At 42.3% G+C, this 20,653-nt stretch carries 8 protein-coding genes and 2 pseudogenes; 8 read left to right on the top strand and 2 right to left on the bottom strand.

Annotated elements, in window-relative coordinates; all coding sequences use genetic code 11:
- Positions 1 to 74: 74 nt before the first annotated feature.
- The 4 genes and pseudogenes from F6J90_RS06140 (at position 75) to F6J90_RS06125 (ending at position 2,586) form a co-directional block, all read left to right on the top strand.
- Entirely contained in the window at positions 75 to 254 is a 180-nt protein-coding gene (locus tag F6J90_RS06140) for a hypothetical protein (RefSeq protein ID WP_293091568.1), read from the top strand.
- Between the two features lie 561 nt (positions 255 to 815).
- Positions 816 to 1,046: pseudogene (locus tag F6J90_RS06135) on the top strand (helix-turn-helix domain-containing protein); the annotation flags it as partial.
- Positions 1,047 to 1,148: 102 nt separating this feature from the next.
- A pseudogene (locus tag F6J90_RS06130) lies at positions 1,149 to 2,098 on the top strand (IS630 family transposase); the annotation flags it as partial.
- A gap of 347 nt (positions 2,099 to 2,445) precedes the next feature.
- Complete coding sequence (locus F6J90_RS06125) at positions 2,446 to 2,586, top strand: hypothetical protein (protein ID WP_293091567.1); 141 nt, start codon at positions 2,446 to 2,448, stop codon at positions 2,584 to 2,586.
- A 51-nt stretch (positions 2,587 to 2,637) separates the two neighbouring features.
- Here the strand turns inward: F6J90_RS06125 and F6J90_RS06120 are convergent, their stop codons facing one another.
- Complete coding sequence (locus F6J90_RS06120; RefSeq protein WP_293091566.1) at positions 2,638 to 8,811, bottom strand: non-ribosomal peptide synthetase; 6,174 nt, start codon at positions 8,809 to 8,811, stop codon at positions 2,638 to 2,640.
- A gap of 985 nt (positions 8,812 to 9,796) precedes the next feature.
- Positions 9,797 to 15,823, bottom strand: a complete 6,027-nt coding sequence (locus tag F6J90_RS06115) for a non-ribosomal peptide synthetase (protein WP_293091565.1) — start codon at positions 15,821 to 15,823, stop codon at positions 9,797 to 9,799.
- A gap of 861 nt (positions 15,824 to 16,684) precedes the next feature.
- On the opposite strand from F6J90_RS06115, the gene F6J90_RS06110 reads away from it, so the two are divergent.
- From F6J90_RS06110 to hxpB, 4 genes are all read left to right on the top strand, one after another.
- Complete coding sequence (locus tag F6J90_RS06110) at positions 16,685 to 16,807, top strand: hypothetical protein (RefSeq protein WP_293091564.1); 123 nt, start codon at positions 16,685 to 16,687, stop codon at positions 16,805 to 16,807.
- Positions 16,808 to 17,296: 489 nt separating this feature from the next.
- Complete coding sequence (locus F6J90_RS06105) at positions 17,297 to 18,820, top strand: aspartate aminotransferase family protein (protein WP_293091563.1); 1,524 nt, start codon at positions 17,297 to 17,299, stop codon at positions 18,818 to 18,820.
- Positions 18,820 to 19,797 carry an alcohol dehydrogenase catalytic domain-containing protein gene (locus F6J90_RS06100; protein WP_293091562.1) on the top strand — a complete coding sequence of 326 codons (978 nt, stop codon included), beginning with the start codon at positions 18,820 to 18,822 and terminating at the stop codon, positions 19,795 to 19,797. The genes F6J90_RS06105 and F6J90_RS06100 overlap by 1 nt, the downstream gene beginning before the upstream one ends.
- Before the next feature lie 11 nt (positions 19,798 to 19,808).
- Positions 19,809 to 20,480: a hexitol phosphatase HxpB gene (hxpB, locus tag F6J90_RS06095; RefSeq protein ID WP_293091561.1), complete on the top strand. Its 672-nt coding sequence runs from the start codon at positions 19,809 to 19,811 to the stop codon at positions 20,478 to 20,480.
- The last annotated feature ends 173 nt before the right edge of the window (positions 20,481 to 20,653 follow it).

Below are 20,653 nucleotides of genomic sequence, written 5' to 3'. Positions count from 1 at the left end.
ATCAATTGACCCTAGGAATGATGTTATAGAAGCTCAAACCCTTATAACTACGTCCAAGGTCAGGCCAAACTAGTATGTATCTTTTTGTAAAATATCGGCTGAAAGTATTACCCAATAACGATTTTAGCTGGCATGTCACCCGCTCAGCAACTCGTCACTTAGCTACTCCCTTAACCAGCAATTCAAAAAATTCAGATACCAAGAATTCTTTAATCAAGTTGTCAGTCCACAGTAAAGCCAAAGAAGTAGTTTAATTCCTTAGCTTACTCACGGCTCGTAACTTGGCTGAGTTTGTTAGTGAGCCAGGTGGCAACGTAGCTCAGGGTATTCCTACCTTACTAAGCGCGATAAGTGAGTGATTGTGCGTTGAAAGTTAGAGCCTCGATAAGGGTTATATAGTAATACAACACGTACAGGCAAGTTAATCGACCAATTGAGCTTTTAGTGTTCAAGGTAGGGCTGGCAAATCCCTAGTATTCGTGTTCTGCGTACGCCCTGATTGCCAAGTCGTTAGGAAACCAACCAATATTATTCTAAATATATCTCTGGGAGATGTGTTCACTTGTGAAACAAAAATTTACAAAAATCCGCCCATTTTTCCGATATTTATAGGTCTCTTCCAGAGTGACTATGTCGTCGTATTAGTTAAAACAACGAAAGATTGGCAAGACTGGGACGAGCATCTGAGTAAACTAGAAAAACTCTATACCTCAGATAACTATGATGGGGTGGGTGCATCTCATATTTGTAAAAAAGTTGCGTAGTGGCGTGGCAAGCTTAAAATAGTGTAATAGACAGAAAACAAACTGGATAATATGGGAAGAGGTCGTCGGGTAATGGTTTTTCTAACTTCAGAGCAGAGAGAAAAACTGGAAGGAATTAGTCGTAATGGTCATGCACCGACAAAGAAAATACTTCATGCTCAGGTTTTATTGATGTGTGATGAAAGTACTCAAGCTAAACAAAAATGGACAGATGAAGAAATCAGTTCGGCATTAAATGTGCATCGTAACACAGTAGGCAGGAAAAGGAAAAGGTTTTTACAGCTTTGAAGTTACCGTAAGGGAGTGGAGCCTTTATAGTTTAAGGTTCTTGCGCAAAAGAGTTGAAAATTGTTAATTAAGGCTCCACTCCCTAAGGTTTCGTCTCAAGGAATCGAACCAAGCTTGAATCGTCGTCAGCGCATTTCCCAACCCCTACCACCGAAACTGAAGGTCGAACAATTTGCCCAACTAATCGCAATATGATTGCTCCACACCACCATTAGGTAGAGCGCACTGGAGCTTGAGGCTATTAACTAAAGAATTGAAAACACGAGGAATAGTCACGGAAATTTCTCATGAAACAGTACGTAGCTATCTAAAAAAAACCAACTACGTCCATGGAAAAAACAACGTTTTTGTATTCCCGAAAGAGATGAACGCCCGCTTCGTGGCAGAAATGGAAGTTGTTCTCGATATCTTTTGCAGCCAACATAGCCCAAGTGAGCCTCTGAAAAGTATGGATGAAGCAGCGATACAACTAACTGGACATCTAATCGAACCAATTAAAATGCAACCAGGTCATGATGCCAAGGAGGATTATCACTACACTCGCGAAGGGACTCAAGCTTTATTTATGTTCTTTGACCCTCAGGGAGGATGGCGAAGAGGAACGTAACCGTGACAGTCGTACCAGTATTGATTGGGCAGAAGAGATTAGGCAATTATTGGATGTAGACTATCCCCAAGCAAACATTGTTAAATTACTCTGCGATAATCTCAATACTCATAACATCGCTTCTCTCTACAAAGCTTTTCCCGCAGCAGAAGCACACACGGCCAGAAGATTAGAGATTTATCATACACCTCGTAATGGCAGTTGGCTTAATGTTGCCGAGATAGAACGAGCGTGTTTTGTCAAAACAATGCCTGGCTCGACGTATTCCCACATCCCTTGAAACTAGCATCGGAATTAAATGCGTGGCAAAAAGAACGAAATCGCACAGCTAGTAAGGTAATTTGGCATTTCACAACCCAAGATGCACGAATTAAATTGAAGCATCAATATCGCTGTTTTTGAAGATGTTGAATCCGACAATTCTAATGCATCAAATTAAGCTTGCCACGCCAGTAGGGTGTGTTAGGGGTGCCTAATTTTCCGCTCAAGCGCCAGGGTTTAGACAGCCCGCCCCGTAACGCACCACCTTGTCAAACAACAAAAATGAGATGCACCCGATGGGGTTAACTACAAGGTAGTTTTTAGATTAGTTGATGCCGCCGATTATGGCATTAATCAACGGCGGTAACGGGTGTTCATTGTTGGCATAAAATAAGAGTTAACTTTACCTAATTATTTCCAAAATAAACATTTTTTCGATAGCTGGCCGATTAGATTAAATTAAAATAAAAAAAATAGCCGTAGAAATAATATCCACGGCTATTTCAGTGCTGCAAACCCTATGTCATGTCTATCAGTTTCCGAATCAATATTGGTGGGAAAACCAATCGTGCTTTGGTCACCTTTGAACGGGAATTGATTGAGATTTTAGAGCAGGTGGGTGAATCATCCGAGACGGTAGAACCTTTATTGGCAAAATCTGCTTAAGTATTTAGCGATGCAGCTTCGGAACAGGGGAGCCAGTGCGGCCAAGACGTGCTAGTTGTTCAATAGATAGTTGTTCAATTCTGTAGTCAGAGCCTCAACTTGGGGGGCTTTGATAATGGTGTAATGGTCTCCAGTAATAGTGTGAGTTTGGATGTCACCATTAACTAGAGAACCCCAGCCGTGGGTTGGGTCTTCAATTACTCCTGGGGAAGTTTGACTAGCATTTATAAGGAGAAGTGAACCTGGATAAGCTTTTGGTTTATAATGATAATATGCCGTAATATTTGCTTTCAAAACTTTCCATAAAGAACGCATTTGCTCTATTTCTAGGTCTGATGGCAATATCCCTTGCTGTTTGCCTTGCTCAAATAGATGCAAAACTTGTTCGTCTGGTTCAAGTTGTCTAAGTGTTTCATGGGATATATCTAACTCTTGACCATAGAGACCTCCCAAATCTTGAGCCAATAGATTTACTATCATGGCTTGATCTATTTCTGAAGGCATCTGAATTACAGTAGGTGCATAACTGTCTATTAACGTTAGAAGAGCCACTGGCTCATTTTTAGCCTGTAATTGTTGTGCCATTTCATAGGCAATTACACCTCCCATAGACCACCAGCCAATGAATAGATTTACTATCATGGCTTGATCTATTTCTGAAGGTTTCCGAATTAAAGTGGGTACATAACTGTCTATTAAAGTTAGAAGAGCCACTGAAGTATTTTTAGTCTGTAATTGTTGTGCCATCTCATAGGCAATTACACCTCCAAAAGACCAGCCGATGAGATGATAGGAACCTTGGGGTTGAATTTGCTGTATTGCTTGAATATAATGGGATGCCATCTCCTCAACAGAAGTTAAGGGTTGCTGTTGCCCATCTAAACCTAGAGATTGTAAACCATATACTGGATAATCTTGATCTAAATGACGAGCTAACTCTGCATAACACAGGAGATTGCCACCAAGCGGGTGAATACAGAATAATGGAGGTTGGTTTCCACTGGTTTTAATGCCCACTAAGATGGGGTTTTGTGTATTTACTGAAGAACCCAGAAGGCTCGCTAGTTGTTCAATGGTGGGACTTTGGAAAAGGGTTGCTAAAGGTAAATTGATTTGGAATTGTTGTTTAATCTGGGACATTAAACGGACAGCCAGTAGAGAATGTCCTCCTAATTCAAAGAAGTTGTCATGTATTCCAACATCTTGCAGTCCTAGAACCTTCGCGAAGATGTTGGCGATTATTTCTTCAGTAGGGGTGCGTGGAGCTACATATTCCTCAACTGATGTGACAACCCCATCTGGTGCGGGTAGTGATTTGCGGTCTACTTTGCCGTTTTGTGTTAACGGCAAGGTGTCTAGGGTAACGAAGGCACTGGGCACCATGTATTCTGGCAGTTTCTGTTTAAGGAATTCACGTAGTTGGTTGGTGCTTAGTGATTCGGACTGACTGACTATATAGGCGACTAGGCGTTTGTTACCAGGAATATCTTCTCGGGCAATAACTACGGTTTGTTGGATGTGGGGGTGGCTGGACAGGACTGCTTCGATTTCCCCTAGTTCGATACGGAAGCCTCGAATTTTGACTTGGTTATCGATACGTCCGAGAAATTCGATGTTACCGTCTCGTAGGTATCTCGCCAGGTCTCCGGTTTTGTAGAGTCGTTGTGATTTGGAATTACAGAAGGGATTTGGGATGAATTTTTCCGATGTTAGTTCTGGGCGGTTGAGGTATCCTCTGGCTAGTCCATCACCTCCGATGTATAATTCTCCAGGCACTCCTATGGCCACTGGTTCCAGGTGTGAGTCTAAGATATAAATTTTGGTGTTACTTATGGGGCGACCGATGGGAATATTACCTCCAGAAAAGGTTTTTCCTCCAACTTCATAAATGCAGCATCCTACAACAGTTTCTGTGGGACCGTATTCGTTAATTAATCTAATCTGAGGAGCGTATTTTTGCCAGAATTTAATGTGGTTTGCTGACAAAGCTTCCCCACCAATTATAAAGGCTTTATTATCAATTTTGACTTGCTCATGAGCCAATAAATAGCTGAGGATTTCTAAATGAGCCGGAGTGATTTTAACCAGGCTAAACTTAGTCCCAGAACACAAGGCGGCTTTAAGGGCTTCAATTTCTCCTTCCTCTGGTAAAAGAACTACCTTACGTCCTACCAAAAAAGGAGAAAATAAACTGGTAATAGTGGCATCGAAGCCAATAGAAGAATTAACAGTAGAGCCTTCTGAATCGGCAACATTATAAGCTTTTGTACACCAGCTTAAATAATTCCCCACACCACTATGGAGAATCATTGTTCCCTTAGGTTTACCGGTAGAACCAGAGGTATAAATCACATAAGCCAAATTATCTGAAGTTACCCCGACATCAAGATTCTGTCCACTATATTGCTCTATGGCACCCCAATCACTATCCAAACAAACCATCTGTGCTGTATGTGATGGCAAAGATTCTAGTAACGACTGTTGAGTCAACAACACCTCAACACCCGAATCCGCCAAAATATAACTCAGTCGTTGGTGAGGATAATTAGGATCCAGGGGTACATAAGCACCACCAGCCTTCAGTATCCCCAACAGTCCTACCACCATCTGTACAGAACGTTCCACACAAATACCTACCAGTACCTCTGGTCTTACTCCCATTGAAAGTAGGTGATGTGCTAATTGGTTCGCCCTTTGATTTAATTGATGGTAAGTCAACTGCTCCTGGCCAAACACCACCGCCACAGCATCCGGTGTTTTCTCTACCTGCTCTTCAAATAACTGATGAATACATTTCTCTTTGGGATATTCACTGGCAGTATCATTCCATTCCACCAACAGTTGATGACGTTCCTCTGCACTCAACAAAGGTAACTCACCCACTCTAAGTTGGGAATTTTCCACAATTGCTGACAACAAGTTCTGGAAATGAGTAGCCATCCTTTTAATAGTTGACCCATCAAATAAGTCTGTGTTGTATTCCCATGTCCCCACCAATCCCATCTCTGTTTCCGTCATTGACAGGGTCAAATCAAACTTAGCAATCGTACTGTGTTGATTGAACTGACTCAATGTCACACCTGGTAAGTCTAATTTTCCCATCGGTGCATTCTGTAGCACAAACATCACCTGGAACAGGGGGGAATGACTCAAAGACCGTTGGGGTTGCAATGCGGATACTACCTGTTCAAAAGGTACATCCTGATGTTCATAAGCGTTGAGTGTGGTTTCCCTAACTTGCCTGAGCAACTGGGAAAAACTGGGATTATGTTCAAAACGAGTTCTCAACACCAAGGTATTGACAAAGAAGCCAATTAGTGGCTCTATTTCACGGCGGTTGCGATTGGCTATGGGTGAACCAATTAAAATATCAAATTGTCCACTGTAACGATAGAGTAAGGTGGCAAACGCTGCCTGCAGGGTCATAAATAAGGTACTACCTGCGTTCACAGACAACTGTTGCAGCTTCTGGGTTAGTTCAGCGGTTAAACTAAAACTTTCACTACTCCCCTGGTAACTCATTACATGGGGACGAGGATGGTCTGTGGGTAATTTTAATAATTCTGAAGCACCCTCTAATTCCTGTTTCCAGTAATTAAATTGGTTTTCTAGGATTTCCCCAGTTAACCATTGTCTTTGCCAAAGGGCAAAGTCAGCATATTGAATCGCTAATTCGGGTAAGGGGGATGGTTCTGATGCCGCTATTGCTTGATATAAACTTGATAGTTCTTCGATTAATATTCCCATCGACCAACCATCAGAGACTATGTGGTGCATCGTCAGCACTAACACATACTCGGTAGTGTCTAGTTGCCATAATTTACAACGGATTAATGGTGCTATCTCTAGGTCAAAGGGGGTTGTTGCTTCCTGTTTTACTTCTTGCTGTAAGATGGTTTCCCGTTCTTGGTCTGGGTATTGTTGTAGGTCTACTACATTGATGTTGATGGTGCTGTCGGGGTGAATTACCTGTGTTGGTGTGCCATTAATAGTGGAGAAACTTGTCCGTATTACTTCGTGACGACTGATTATTTCTGATAAGGCTTGTTCTAGGGCGTTAATGATCAAGTTGCCAGTGATTCTAAGGGCTACTGGTATGTTATAAGTGGCACTAATTCCTTCTAGTTGGTTGAGGAACCACAGTCTTTTTTGAGCCGATGATAGGGGTAATTGTTCACTATCGGTTCTTGGTTGAATCAAAGGAAGACTTAATTGGTTTTCTGTGGTCAGTAATTGGGTTAATTTCGGCGAAATAAGAGCGATTGTCGGGCTTGAAAATACTTGTCTTAGGGGTATTTCTCTGTTGAAGGTTACTCGCAGTTGGGAAATTAATTGAGTGGCAAGTAGAGAATGTCCTCCGATTTCAAAGAAGTTGTCATGTATTCCTACATCTTTCACTCCTAGAACAGAAGCGAAGATGTTGGCGATTATTTCTTCGGTTGGGGTGCGTGGTGCTACGTATTCACCCTGGGATAAAGTTTTCTGCCACTGGCCTACGACATTCAAACTCCCTTCTAAAAATCCTTGCTTACAAGCACGCCGTTGAATCTTTCCACTAGAGGTCTTAGGAATACTCCCCGTCTTCAACAAAACCACCCCATCAACGTCTAATTCATGTTCTGTTGATAGGGCGATTTGAATTTCTCTAACTACCTCCTCTGTGTTCAGCTTGCGTAGGTGAGTTCGTTCCACCTCACCAGCAACCACCAAGCGTTCCTCTCCATCCCTCTCTACAGAAAAGGCAGCACTACAATGACTTCGTAAAGCAGGATGGCTGTTTTCAACAGTTAATTCAATATCTTGGGGATAATGATTGCGACCTCTAATGATAATTAGATCCTTTAGTCTTCCTGTAACAAACAGTTCCCCCTTACTAAAAAATCCTAAGTCCCCTGTACGTAAAAAAGGTCCATCACCTGTATCTTTGAGATAAGCTTGAAACGTTTTTTGTGTGGCTTCGGGGCGATTCCAATACCCAGAAGCTACACTGCCACCGCTAACCCAAATTTCCCCAATTTCTTCAGAAGCACTACGACAACAGGTTTGTGGATTAACAATGATAACTTTGGTATCAATCTCACTTCTACCACAACCAACAAGAGTTCGTTTTCCTAAATGTTTCTCATCAGGAAATTCTACAACGTAATTTTGTTCTAGAGCAGTGGCATCAATATGATAGTAAATCGGCTTATCTTTAGCGCGTACAGCAGAAATCTTTAGAGTTGCTTCTGCCATGCCATAACCGGGACAGAAAGCCCTTTTGTTGAATCTACTGACTTCAAAAACTTGTGCAAACTTCTCTAAAACATCGGCTCTAACAGGTTCTGCTCCATTAAGAGCCATGCTCCAACTACTGAGGTCTAGCTGATTCCTTTGTTCTGGAGTTGTTTTTTCGACACACAGTGCATAAGCAAAATTAGGTGCGCCACTATGAGTCCCTCCGTAATCAGAAATCGCCTTTAGCCAGCGAATCGGTTTTTGTATGAAGGACGCTGGTGGCAGCATAATACATTTGCATCCCTTGTATATGGGTTGGAGCATCCCGTATATGAGTCCCATATCATGGAATGTTGGGAGCCAAGTTACAATTACACTATCCGAGTTATGCTCCCATCCGCGATCTAGGTCTGTGGAATTTTGGATCAGATTCCCATGGGTCACCATCACCCCTTTGGGTGTTCCCGTGGAACCAGAAGTATATTGCAAAAACGCCAAACTCGACCCTGTCACTGATAATGGTGCAAACTCTTGACTATCAGCAACAATGGTATCGGTAGCTATCAACTTCAACTGGCCTAAGGAGGCATCACTTGCCCACCTTTGCTCAAGGTCAGCCAATATCGATGTAGTGGTCAGTGCAACATAAGCTTGAGCATCATTAACAATATTTAGCAACCGAGACAATTTTTGATTGCGTCTGGGAGGATAAACTGGCACAGCTATTACCCCCGCATACAAACAGCCAAAGAAAGCCGTAATGAACTCTAATCCAGAAGGGTATAACAATAAAGCTCTTTCTCCTTGCATTGATTGGATATCGGCTGCGATCGCTGTTGCTTGTCTATCTAATTCGCCGTAGGTAAGACTTCCTGAGGGGGTTTCTCCGTTTTGCAGAAAGATATAGGCGAGCTGATTAGGCATTGCTTGCGCTCTGTCGCCTAATAAATCAACTAAACTCAAGAATTTCGACTCCCCATTGGGGGAATCATTTACACAACTCGCCACTCTGCTACTCCCAAAACAAGCAGTTCAAAAAAGTCAGATACCAATAATTCTTTAATCAAGTTGTCAGTCCACAGTCAAGCCAAAGAACTAGTTGAATTTCAACGCTTACTCACGGCTCGTCGTAAATTGGCTGAGTTTGTTATTGAGCCAGGTGGGAACGATTTTCAGGGTATTCCGACCTTAATAAGGGAGATAGATAAGTGATTGTGCGTTGAAAGTGAGAGCCTCGATAAGGGTTATATAGTAATACAACACGTACAGGCAAGTTAATCGACCAATTGAGCTTTTAGCGATCAAGGTAGGGCTGGTAAATCCCTAGTCTTCGTGTTCTGCGTACGCCATTATTGCCAAGTCGTGATAGAACTAATATTATTCTAAATAGATCTCTGGGAGAGGTGTTTACTTGTGAAACAAAACTTTACAAAAATTAGCCCATTTTTACGATATTTATAGGGCTCTTCCAGAGTGACTATGCCGTCGTGTTAGTTAAAACAACGAAGGATTGGCAAGACTGGGATGATCATCTTAAGAGACTGGAACAACTCCATACTTCAGGTAACTAGGAAGGGGTTAAAGACAAGGTAGTTTTTTGATTAGTTGATGCCGCTGATTATGGCATTACTCAACCCCGGTAACGGGTGTTTATTGTTGGCATCAAATAAGAGTTAATTTTCCCTAAGTCTTTCCCGAAAAAAAATTTCTCGATAGCTGGCCGATTCGATTAAATTAAAAGCAAAAAAAATAGCCGTAGAAATACTATTCAAGGCTATTTCAGTACTACAAACCCTCTGTCATTTCTATCAGTTTCCGAATCAATATTGGTGGAAAAACCAATCGTGCTTTGGTCACCTTTGAACGGGAATTGATTGAGATTTTAGAGCAGGTGGGTGAATTTTACCAGACCGTAGAACCTTTACTCGCAAAATCTGCTTAAGTATTTAGCGATGCAGCTTCCGAACAGGGGAGCCAGTGCGGCCAAGACGTGCTAGTTGTTCAATAGATAGTTGTTCAATTCTGCAGTTAGACCCTCAACTTGAGGGGCTTTCATAATAGTGTAATGATCTCCAGTAATAGTGTGAGTTTGGATGTCACCATTAACTAGAGAACCCCAGCCGTGGGTTGGGTCTTCAATTACTCCTGGGGAAGTTTGACTAGCATTTATAAGGAGAAGTGAACCTGGATAAGCTTTTGGTTTATAATGATAATATGCCGTAATATTTGCTTTCAAAACTTTCCATAAAGAACGCATTTGCTCTATTTCTAGGTCTGATGGCAATATCCCTTGCTGTTTGCCTTGCTCAAATAGATGCAAAACTTGTTCGTCTGGTTCAAGTTGTCTAAGTGTTTCATGGGATATATCTAACTCTTGACCATAGAGACCTCCCAAATCTTGAGCCAATAGATTTACTATCATGGCTTGATCTATTTCTGAAGGCATCTGAATTACAGTAGGTGCATAACTGTCTATTAACGTTAGAAGAGCCACTGGCTCATTTTTAGCCTGTAATTGTTGTGCCATCTCATAAGCAATTACACCTCCGAGAGACCAGCCAATGAGATGATAGGGACCTTGGGGTTGAATTTGCTGTATTGCCTCAATATAATGGGATGCCATCTCCTCAACAGAAGTTAAGGGTTGCTGTAGTCCATCTAAACCGAGAGATTGTAAACCATATACTGGATAATCTTGATCTAAATGACGAGCTAACTCTGCATAACAGAGGATATTGCCACCAACCGGGTGAATACAGAATAATGGAGGTTGGTTTCCACTGGTTTTAATGCCCACTAAGATGGGGTTTTGTGTATTTACTGAAGAACCCAGAAGGCTCGCTAGTTGTTCAATGGTGGGACTTTGGAAAAGGGTTGCTAAAGGTAAATTGATTTGGAATTGTTGTTGAATTTTGGACATTAAACGGACAGCTAGAAGGGAATGACCGCCCAGCTCAAAGAAGTTATCTTGTACTCCGACAGAGGTGAGATTCAAAACGTCTGACCAGATTTGAGTCAGTTCAAGTTCTATGGTTGTACGTGGTGCGACGTATTCATTTTCTCGGGTAATTTCCCCATCAGGTGCGGGCAGCGCAAAACGGTCTACTTTGCCATTTGGTGTTAAGGGGAGGGTGTCTAAAGTAACAAAAGCATTGGGCACCATGTAGTCTGGTAGTTTTTGTTTAAGGAATTCTCTGACTTGGTTGGTAGTTAGTGATTCTTCCTCACTGACTATGTAGGCGACTAAGCGTTTGTTACCAGGAATATCTTCTCGGGCAATTACTACTGTTTGTTGGATTTGGGGGTGGGTGGACAGGACTGCTTCGATTTCCCCTAGTTCGATGCGGAAGCCTCGAATTTTAACTTGGTTATCGATGCGACCGATAAATTCAATGTTACCGTCTGGTAGGTATCTCGCTAGGTCTCCTGTTTTGTAAAGGCGTTTGGATTGGGAATTACAGAAGGGATTAGTGATGAATTTTTCTGTGGTTAGTTCTGGGCGATTGAGGTATCCTCTGGCTAGTCCATAACCTCCGATGTACAACTCTCCTGGTACTCCTATGGGTACTGCTTGGAGGTGTTTGTCTAGGATGTAGATTTTGGTATTAGCAAATGGACGTCCAATCGGAACTAACTTTTCATACAGTCCTCGTGGGCAAATATTGTCAAAGTAACAACTATCAACAGTAGCTTCTGTTACTCCATAGGCATTGATTAAATGTGTTTTTTCATTACACAAATCCCTTAATTTTTTATATTCCTCTATGTACCAGCTATCTGAACTAACTATCATTACCTTCATGAAACTCAAATCCTGCTTAGTTTCGTGAAGATATTCCATTAAATTTCTGACTACCGCAGGGACAAACTCAGCACAATCAATCTCTTGAAAGAGCATCAATTCATAGAGTTTCTCAGCATCCAAAAGATCTTCAATCGTCGGGCATAAAACTAATGTTCCTCCAGAACAAAGGGCACGAACTAAATCTCCTCCAAAAACATCAAATGACAAACTAGCCATTTGTAGGTGTTTTCTGGCTTCGGTTTTGAGTTGATACGCCTCTTCCCAAGCAAAGTAAGCATTAACCAAATTACGGTGAGCAACTAAAACCCCCTTCGGAACTCCTGTAGAACCAGAAGTATAAATCACATAAGCCAAATTATCTGAGTGAACCCCAACATCAAGATTCTCTCCACTGTGTTGCTCTATCGCTGCCCAATCACTATCCAAGCAAAGCACCTGTGCTTGATTTTGTGGCAAAGATTCTCGTAACGACTGTTGAGTCAACAACACCTCAGCACCCGAATCTGCCAACATATAACTCAGTCGTTCTGGGGGATAATTAGGATCGAGGGGTACATAAGCACCACCAGCCTTCAATATCCCTAACAATCCCACGACCATCTGTATAGAACGTTCCACACAAATACCTACCAGTACCTCTGGTCCTACTCCTAAGTTTTGTAGGTGATGTGCTAATTGGTTCGCCCTTTGATTTAATTGATGGTAAGTCAACTGCTGTTGGTCAAACACCACGGCTATAGCATTGGGTGTTTTCTCGACCTGCTCGGAGACTAACTGATGAATGAATTTATCTTTGGGATAGTCACTGGTAGTATCATTCCACTCCACTAACAGTTGATGACGTTCCTCTACACTCAATAAAGGTAACTCTGAGACTACTTGTTGGGGATTTTCCACAATTGCTGACAACAAGTTCTGGAAATGAGTAGCCATCCTTTTAATAGTTGACCCATCAAATAAGTCTGTGTTGTATTCCCATGTCCCCACCAATCCCATCTCTGTTTCCGTCATTGACAGGGTCAAATCAAACTTAGCAATCGTACTGTGTTGATTGAACTGACTCAATGTCACACCTGGTAAGTCTAATTTTCCCATCGGTGCATTCTGTAGCACAAACATCACCTGGAACAGGGGGGAATGACTCAAAGACCGTTGGGGTTGCAATGCGGATACTACCTGTTCAAAAGGTACATCCTGATGTTCATAAGCGTTGAGTGTGGTTTCCCTAACTTGCCTGAGCAACTGGGAAAAACTGGGATTATGTTCAAAACGAGTTCTCAACACCAAGGTATTGACAAAGAAGCCAATTAGTGGCTCTATTTCACGGCGGTTGCGATTGGCTATGGGTGAACCAATTAAAATATCAAATTGTCCACTGTAACGATAGAGTAAGGTGGCAAACGCTGCCTGCAGGGTCATAAATAAGGTACTACCTGCGTTCACAGACAACTGTTGCAGCTTCTGGGTTAGTTCAGCGGTTAAACTAAAACTTTCACTACTCCCCTGGTAACTCATTACATGGGGACGAGGATGGTCTGTGGGTAATTTTAATAATTCTGAAGCACCCTCTAATTCCTGTTTCCAGTAATTAAATTGGTTTTCTAGGATTTCCCCAGTTAACCATTGTCTTTGCCAAAGGGCAAAGTCAGCATATTGAATCGCTAATTCGGGTAAGGGGGATGGTTCTGATGCCGCTATTGCTTGATATAAACTTGATAGTTCTTCGATTAATATTCCCATCGACCAACCATCAGAGACTATGTGGTGCATCGTCAGCACTAACACATACTCGGTAGTGTCTAGTTGCCATAATTTACAACGGATTAATGGTGCTATCTCTAGGTCAAAGGGGGTTGTTGCTTCCTGTTTTACTTCTTGCTGTAAGATGGTTTCCCGTTCTTGGTCTGGGTATTGTTGTAGGTCTACTACATTGATGTTGATGGTGCTGTCGGGGTGAATTACCTGTGTTGGTGTGCCATTAATAGTGGAGAAACTTGTCCGTATTACTTCGTGACGACTGATTATTTCTGATAAGGCTTGTTCTAGGGCGTTAATGATCAAGTTGCCAGTGATTCTAAGGGCTACTGGTATGTTATAAGTGGCACTAATTCCTTCTAGTTGGTTGAGGAACCACAGTCTTTTTTGAGCCGATGATAGGGGTAATTGTTCACTATCGGTTCTTGGTTGAATCAAAGGAAGACTTAATTGGTTTTCTGTGGTCAGTAATTGGGTTAATTTCGGCGAAATAAGAGCGATTGTCGGGCTTGAAAATACTTGTCTTAGGGGTATTTCTCTGTTGAAGGTTACTCGCAGTTGGGAAATTAATTGAGTGGCAAGTAGAGAATGTCCTCCGATTTCAAAGAAGTTGTCATGTATTCCTACATCTTTCACTCCTAGAACAGAAGCGAAGATGTTGGCGATTATTTCTTCGGTTGGGGTGCGTGGTGCTACGTATTCACCCTGGGATAAAGTTTTCTGCCACTGGCCTACGACATTCAAACTCCCTTCTAAAAATCCTTGCTTACAAGCACGCCGTTGAATCTTTCCACTAGAGGTCTTAGGAATACTCCCCGTCTTCAACAAAACCACCCCATCAACGTCTAATTCATGTTCTGTTGATAGGGCGATTTGAATTTCTCTAACTACCTCCTCTGTGTTCAGCTTGCGTAGGTGAGTTCGTTCCACCTCACCAGCAACCACCAAGCGTTCCTCTCCATCCCTCTCTACAGAAAAGGCAGCACTACAATGACTTCGTAAAGCAGGATGGCTGTTTTCAACAGTTAATTCAATATCTTGGGGATAATGATTGCGACCTCTAATGATAATTAGATCCTTTAGTCTTCCTGTAACAAACAGTTCCCCCTTACTAAAAAAACCTAAGTCCCCTGTACGTAAAAAAGGTCCGTCCCCTATATCTTTCAGATAAGCTTGAAAGGTTTCTTTTGTTGCTTGGGGGCGATTCCAATACCCAGAAGTTACACTTCCACCGCTAACCCAAATCTCTCCTACTTGTCCTGGTTCACTCGGAGTTAACGACTCAGGGTTAACGATAATTACTGTTGTGTCCAGGTAAGGATGACCAACACCCACCAACCTTCGACTTTCATCCGAGGAAATTTCACTCTCTACTACCGAATTTTGTTCTAATTCCCCTGCCAATACCCCCTGAATCACCGGCGATTGATTCTTCTGTCCACCGGTAGCAAGCAGAGTAGTCTCCGCCATGCCATAGCAAGGATAAAAGGCACTGTAATTAAAACCACAGTTCGCAAATTTTTGACCAAATTGCTCCAGAGTGTCTGCCCGTACTGGTTCTGCCCCATTGAAAGCCGCATCCCAGCTGCTCAAGTCAAGAAATGCTAATTGTTCTTCTTGAACTTTTTTGACACATAAATCATAAGCAAAATTGGGTGCGCCACTGGTAGTCGCCTTATAGTTAGAAATCGCCTTTAACCAACGAATCGGCTTCTGCAGAAATGCCACTGGAGGCATCAGAATACTGGGAAATCCCAGATACATTGGCTGTACGACATTAAAAATCAATCCCATATCATGGAACAATGGCAACCAACCTACACCAATACTCTGCTCGCTATGACCAAATGCCTGATGGATTATCTGCTGGTTGTGGATGATATTGCCATGGGTCACCATCACCCCCTTTGGTGTTCCTGTGGAACCGGAAGTATATTGCAAAAACGCCAAACTCGACCGTGTCACTGATTGAGGTACAAACTCTTGACCATTAGCAACAATTGTATCTGTAGCTACCAACTGCAACTGCGCTAACTCCGCTTCCTCTTCCCACCTTTGCTCAATGTCAGCCAGTATCGATGTGGTGGTCAGTGCTACATCAGCTTGAGCATCATTAATGATATTTAGCAACCGAGACAATTTCTGATTGCGTCTTGGAGGATAAACTGGCACAGCTATTACCCCCGCATACAAACAGCCAAAGAAAGCTGTAATAAATTCTAATCCAGAAGGGTATAGCAATAAAGCCCGTTCTCCTTGCATGGATTGGAGATGAAATGCGATCGCTCGGGCTTTTGCATCTAATTCCCCATAAGTAAGACTCCCTGAGGGGGTTTCTCCGTTTTCCAGAAAGATATAGGCTTGCTGATTAGGCATCCCTTGCGCTCTGTTGCCTAATAAATCCACTAAACTCAAGAATTTCGACTCGCTATTGGGGAAATAATTTACACAACTCGTCACTATGCTAATCCCTTAACAAGCAGTTCAAAAAAGTCAGATACCAATAATTCTTTAATCAAGTTGTCAGTCCACAGTCAAGCCAAAGAACTAGTTGAATTTCAACGCTTACTCACGGCTCGTAAATTGGCTGAGTTTGTTATTGAGCCAGGTGGGAACTATTGTCAGGGTATTCCGACCTTAATAAGGGAGATAGATAAGTGATTGTGCGTTGAAAGTGAGAGCCTCGATCAGGGTTATATAGTAATACAACACGTACAGGCAAGTTAATCGACCAATTTAGCTTTTAGTGATCAAGGTAGGGCTGGCAAATCCCTAGTATTCGTGTTCTGCGTACGCCATTATTGCCAAGTCGTTAGGAAACCAACCAATATTATTCTAAATATATCTCTGGGAGATGTGTTTAATTGTGAAACAAAACTTTACAAAAATTAGCACATTTTTACGATATTTATAGGGCTCTTCCAGAGTGACTATGCCGTCGTGTTAGTTAAAACAACGAAGGATTGGGAAGACTGGGAGGATCATCTTAAGAGACTGGAACAACTCCATACTTCAGGTAACTAGGAAGAGGTTAAATACAAGGTAGTTTTTCGATTAGTTGATGCCGCTGATTATGGCATTATTCAATCCTGGTAACGGGTGTTTATTGTTGGGATCAGAGAAGAGTTAACTTTCCCTAAGTCTTTCCAAAAAAAAATCTCGATAGCTTGTCGATTGGATTAAATTGAAAGCAAAAAAAAATAGCCGTATAAATAATATTCACAGGTCGCGCCTTTCGGCAAAGCCGACGCGGGGCGCGTTCGGGTCGCACCTGAGGTACACAGAATTTTTTCCCTGTTCCCGTCTTGATGCAAAGCGCGAGTGGGGGAAACCACGGCAGTTGCTCATGGGGTGGCCTCCTTTGACCGCACTGCCTCCCCTGTTCCGAAGCTGCATCGCTATTCCCTATTTCCTGTTACCTGCTCCGAAGTCCCTGCTCCCTAAAAATACTAATCAAAGCTTTATCGCGTAAAGGATAAAGCAACTGACTTGAAGTTATACCGTTTATAGTTAGGGTTTTATATAAGAAAAAATTATCACATATATAATAATTTGTCAAGTGTTCTGGAACTGACTTGAAGTTACACCGTTTATAGTTAGTATTTTTGATAATTTTTTTTATCATATAGATAATAAATTGTCAAGTGTTCTGGAAAGAAATTTTGTTTTGGTTAAGCTTAACAATTTTTTAATATTTTAAATCCAGATCATTTCCTTATCCTGTGATAGGATTCTCTGGGTGCAGAAAATTCCGGTAAGCGAAAAAAAAATCAACCCAAAATCTGATCCAGAGCAATAGCAAGGATTAGGCTCATATTAAGCAGTGAATTGTAGTACTCTTGTAATTCTTTTCAAGAGTACCGATCAGACTGCATCTTGATAGATTATTGCGCTTACCCTGTGCAGAAAAGGTAAAACAAAAAAAGTGAGCTCATGACCGACATTAACCAAGGAGCGTCAAAAATGGCTGAAGAATGGGATGGCAATAGTATAGAAATGCCCTTTAACCAAGGGGTCAACAAAATCCCAGTATTAGATAAAGAAAAACTAGATTTACCAACTACAATCGACAGCCAGGCTCTGCGCGAAATTGATCAGGAATATCTATGTTGGGGGGATACGGTTCACTATCAAGAACGACCAATCATTGTAACTGGTTGTAAGGGGGGATTGGTTTTCGACGATGAGGGCAAATCCTATATCGATACGGGAATGTGGCACTCAAGTTGTAACTTTGGGTATCGCAATCCAGAGATTGAATCAGAGGTTACTAAACAACTCCATACATTACCTCAAGCTAATGGCGACTTTCTACATCGTGAAAAATTATTAATCGCGAAACAAGTAGTAGATGCGATGTATGAAAGAACCGGTGTCAAAGGCCGAGTATCTTTTAATGTGGGCGGCGCACTTGTGGTGGAAGATGCCCTAAAGATTATTCGTAAAAACACCCGTAAGAATAAAGTAGCTGTGATGATGGGTGGTTATCATGGTCGCTCTCTTGGTACTCTCAACCTTTCGAGTAGTCATCGATATCGACAGTACTTTAATGAGTTCTCAGAACGGGCAGTTATGTTGCCGTTTGCTAACTGCGCTCAGTGTTTCTATGAAAAAGAACGAGAAACCTGTGACTTATACTGCGAGCGCATGATTCGCAAGGCATTCTCCAACGAATTTTATGGCATCGCAAGTGAAACTAGTTCAGAAGTGGGTGCCATAGTTGTAGAACCTTGTCAAGGACGAGGCTACACCATCCCACCCAGGGATTTCTTTAAAGGGTTTATCAGTGAGTTACGAGAAAAGCACGGACTTCTTGTATTTGATGACGAAATTCAAGTTGGGATGTACCGTACTGGTAAATTATTTGCCTTCGAACATTTTGGGTTTGTGCCAGACATTATTACGTTGAGCAAATCCTTCACCAATGGTTTGAGTCCAGTTAGCTTAGTCTGGGCGCGAGAAGACCTAGTAGCACCAGACTTTTTCACTCCTGGACACGCCCACAGCAACTTTGCTAACCATCCTCTCGGAACTGCTGCTGCTTTAGCAACATGGCGTTATATGCTGGCACAAGACTACGAAAGATCAGTACCAGCAAAAGGTTTGTACTTTTTGACCAAACTAAAAGAACTCCAAGCCCGTCATTCCTGTGTCTATAGCGTAGATGGACTCGGACTTATACTTAACATGGTTTTTGCTGATGAAAAGGGTATACCTTATAAAGGGTCTGCCAAACTAGCAGCAAGCATTGCTCAGGATAATGATTTTATTTGGAAAGACCAGAGTTGGCGCATGATTCTCCAAACCGGAGGATACGACCTGAACGTTTTGAAATTTGCTCCTTATCTTGATATCAGCTACGAGGAAATTGATTGCACTATTGGTGTTTTAGATCAAGTCCTACAAAAGCTTGATATCCTATTATGTCCAACCGCTGAAACCGTAGGAGCTATTTGATGAGAGCAGCAGTTTTATCCAAAGCCAATCAAGTAGAAATTCGCGAGTTTCCTGAGCCTAGCAAGACTCAAGATAATGAAGTAATTGCTAAGGTGGAATTTGTGGGAGTCTGTAAAACAGACCAGCAACTAACCGCAGCAGGCTTAGATAAAGATTGTATTCTTGGTCATGAAGTAGTCTGTAGCCTGCCTAATCAAAAAGGTCATTTTGCCCTCAATAATGAGATTTCCTGTGGAAAATGTAGTTATTGTTTAGAGGGATTAACTAGTCACTGCATCAATCTCCAAGAACTTGGAGTAAATGAACATGGAGGGTATGCTGAGCAAATTTGTGCTCCTATAAATTCCCTACATCCTTTTGAATTATCCAATCCATCTTTAGGGGTGCTGATTGAGCCTTTAAGTTGTGCAGTAAGGGGAGTAAAACGGATTTTAGCTGGTGTTAATCTATTAGCTACTTCACACCCTAAAGTCCTGGTGATTGGGGGGGGGATTTCAGGTACTATAATTACCTACCTCCTAAATCATTCCCCCAACTTCAAGGGAGAGATTAAAGTCTATGATATCACCAAAGAGCCGCTCCCTTGGCTAAACAAATTGGGAATTGAACGGATCCAAGTTCCAGAACCAAACCAGGCACACGTGGTGGTGGAATGTTCCGGTTCACCAGGGGGTCTGGCTACAGCACTGGATCTTGTTCGTAAGGGCGGTTTAGTCTGTATCTATGGTGTTCCTAAACCAGGGATTTCTTTACCGATTTCTCCCCATGAGTTATTTATGCGAGAGATTGCGGTAATAACATCTTTTGCTGGTGCTACAGACGAAACCATTGCTGCTGCGATCGCATCCATCAAGGGCGACGAGGCATTCTTTGAACAACTGTTGGGTCGGTTTATCCCTCTCGAGAAGCTTCCTATAGAATTGACTAATTGGAGTCCACAGCCTGGAACCCGAACTGTTGTAGATCTCGACGCTTGAGGAAGATTCTGATGCAGGATGTAGCTGTGATCTTTGATATGGATGGTTTACTAATTGATAGTGAACCGTTTTGGTCGAAGGTAGAAATCGAAGTCTTCAATGACCTTGGCATTCCCATGAACGAGAGTATGTCTTCTCAAACAATGGGTTTGCGAAACGATGAGGTGGTCAAGTATTGGTATGCTCGATTTCCTTGGACTGGTATGAGCCAAGCTGAGGTATGTCGAACAATGATCGCTCGGATGAGTGACCTATTGATGACCATGGGACAACCGATGCCAGGTGCAATTGAAGCCGTAAACTTGTGTCGGGAATTAAACTTACCCCTAGCCCTAGCCACTTCATCTCCCATCGGTCTAATTGATACAGTACTCAAACGGCTCGATTTAAAAGATGCCTTTGATGTGATTACATCAGCAGAAGCGGAGGAATTTGGTAAACCCCATCCAGCAGTATATCTCACCGCTAGCCGTCGTCTGGGTATAGAACCAACCAAGTGTGTTGCCTTAGAGGACTCGGTTCGTGGCGTGATTAGTGCCAAAGCTGCCAGCATGGCATGTATTGCAGTTCCAGCACCAGAAAATCTAGAGGATAAACGTTTTGCGATCGCAGATGTCACCCTTAATTCACTAGAACAGATCACTGAGCCTTGGCTGAAAACGTTTTTAGCTGAATATAACTAAACCTAGTAGGGTGCGTTAGGGGGGTTCTAATTTTCTCGGTAGCCAGAGTTAGGTTGCTGCCCCTAACGCACCACAGTTGCGTAGGGTGCGTTAGGGGGGTTCTAATTTTCTCGGTAGCCAGAGTTAGGTTGCTGCCCGTAACGCACCACAGAGTCAAACAGCGTTAATCAGAT

This window comes from Moorena sp. SIOASIH (genome assembly GCF_010671925.1).
GTDB lineage: Bacteria > Cyanobacteriota > Cyanobacteriia > Cyanobacteriales > Coleofasciculaceae > Moorena.
This window is presented reverse-complemented; position numbering and strand designations above follow the sequence as displayed.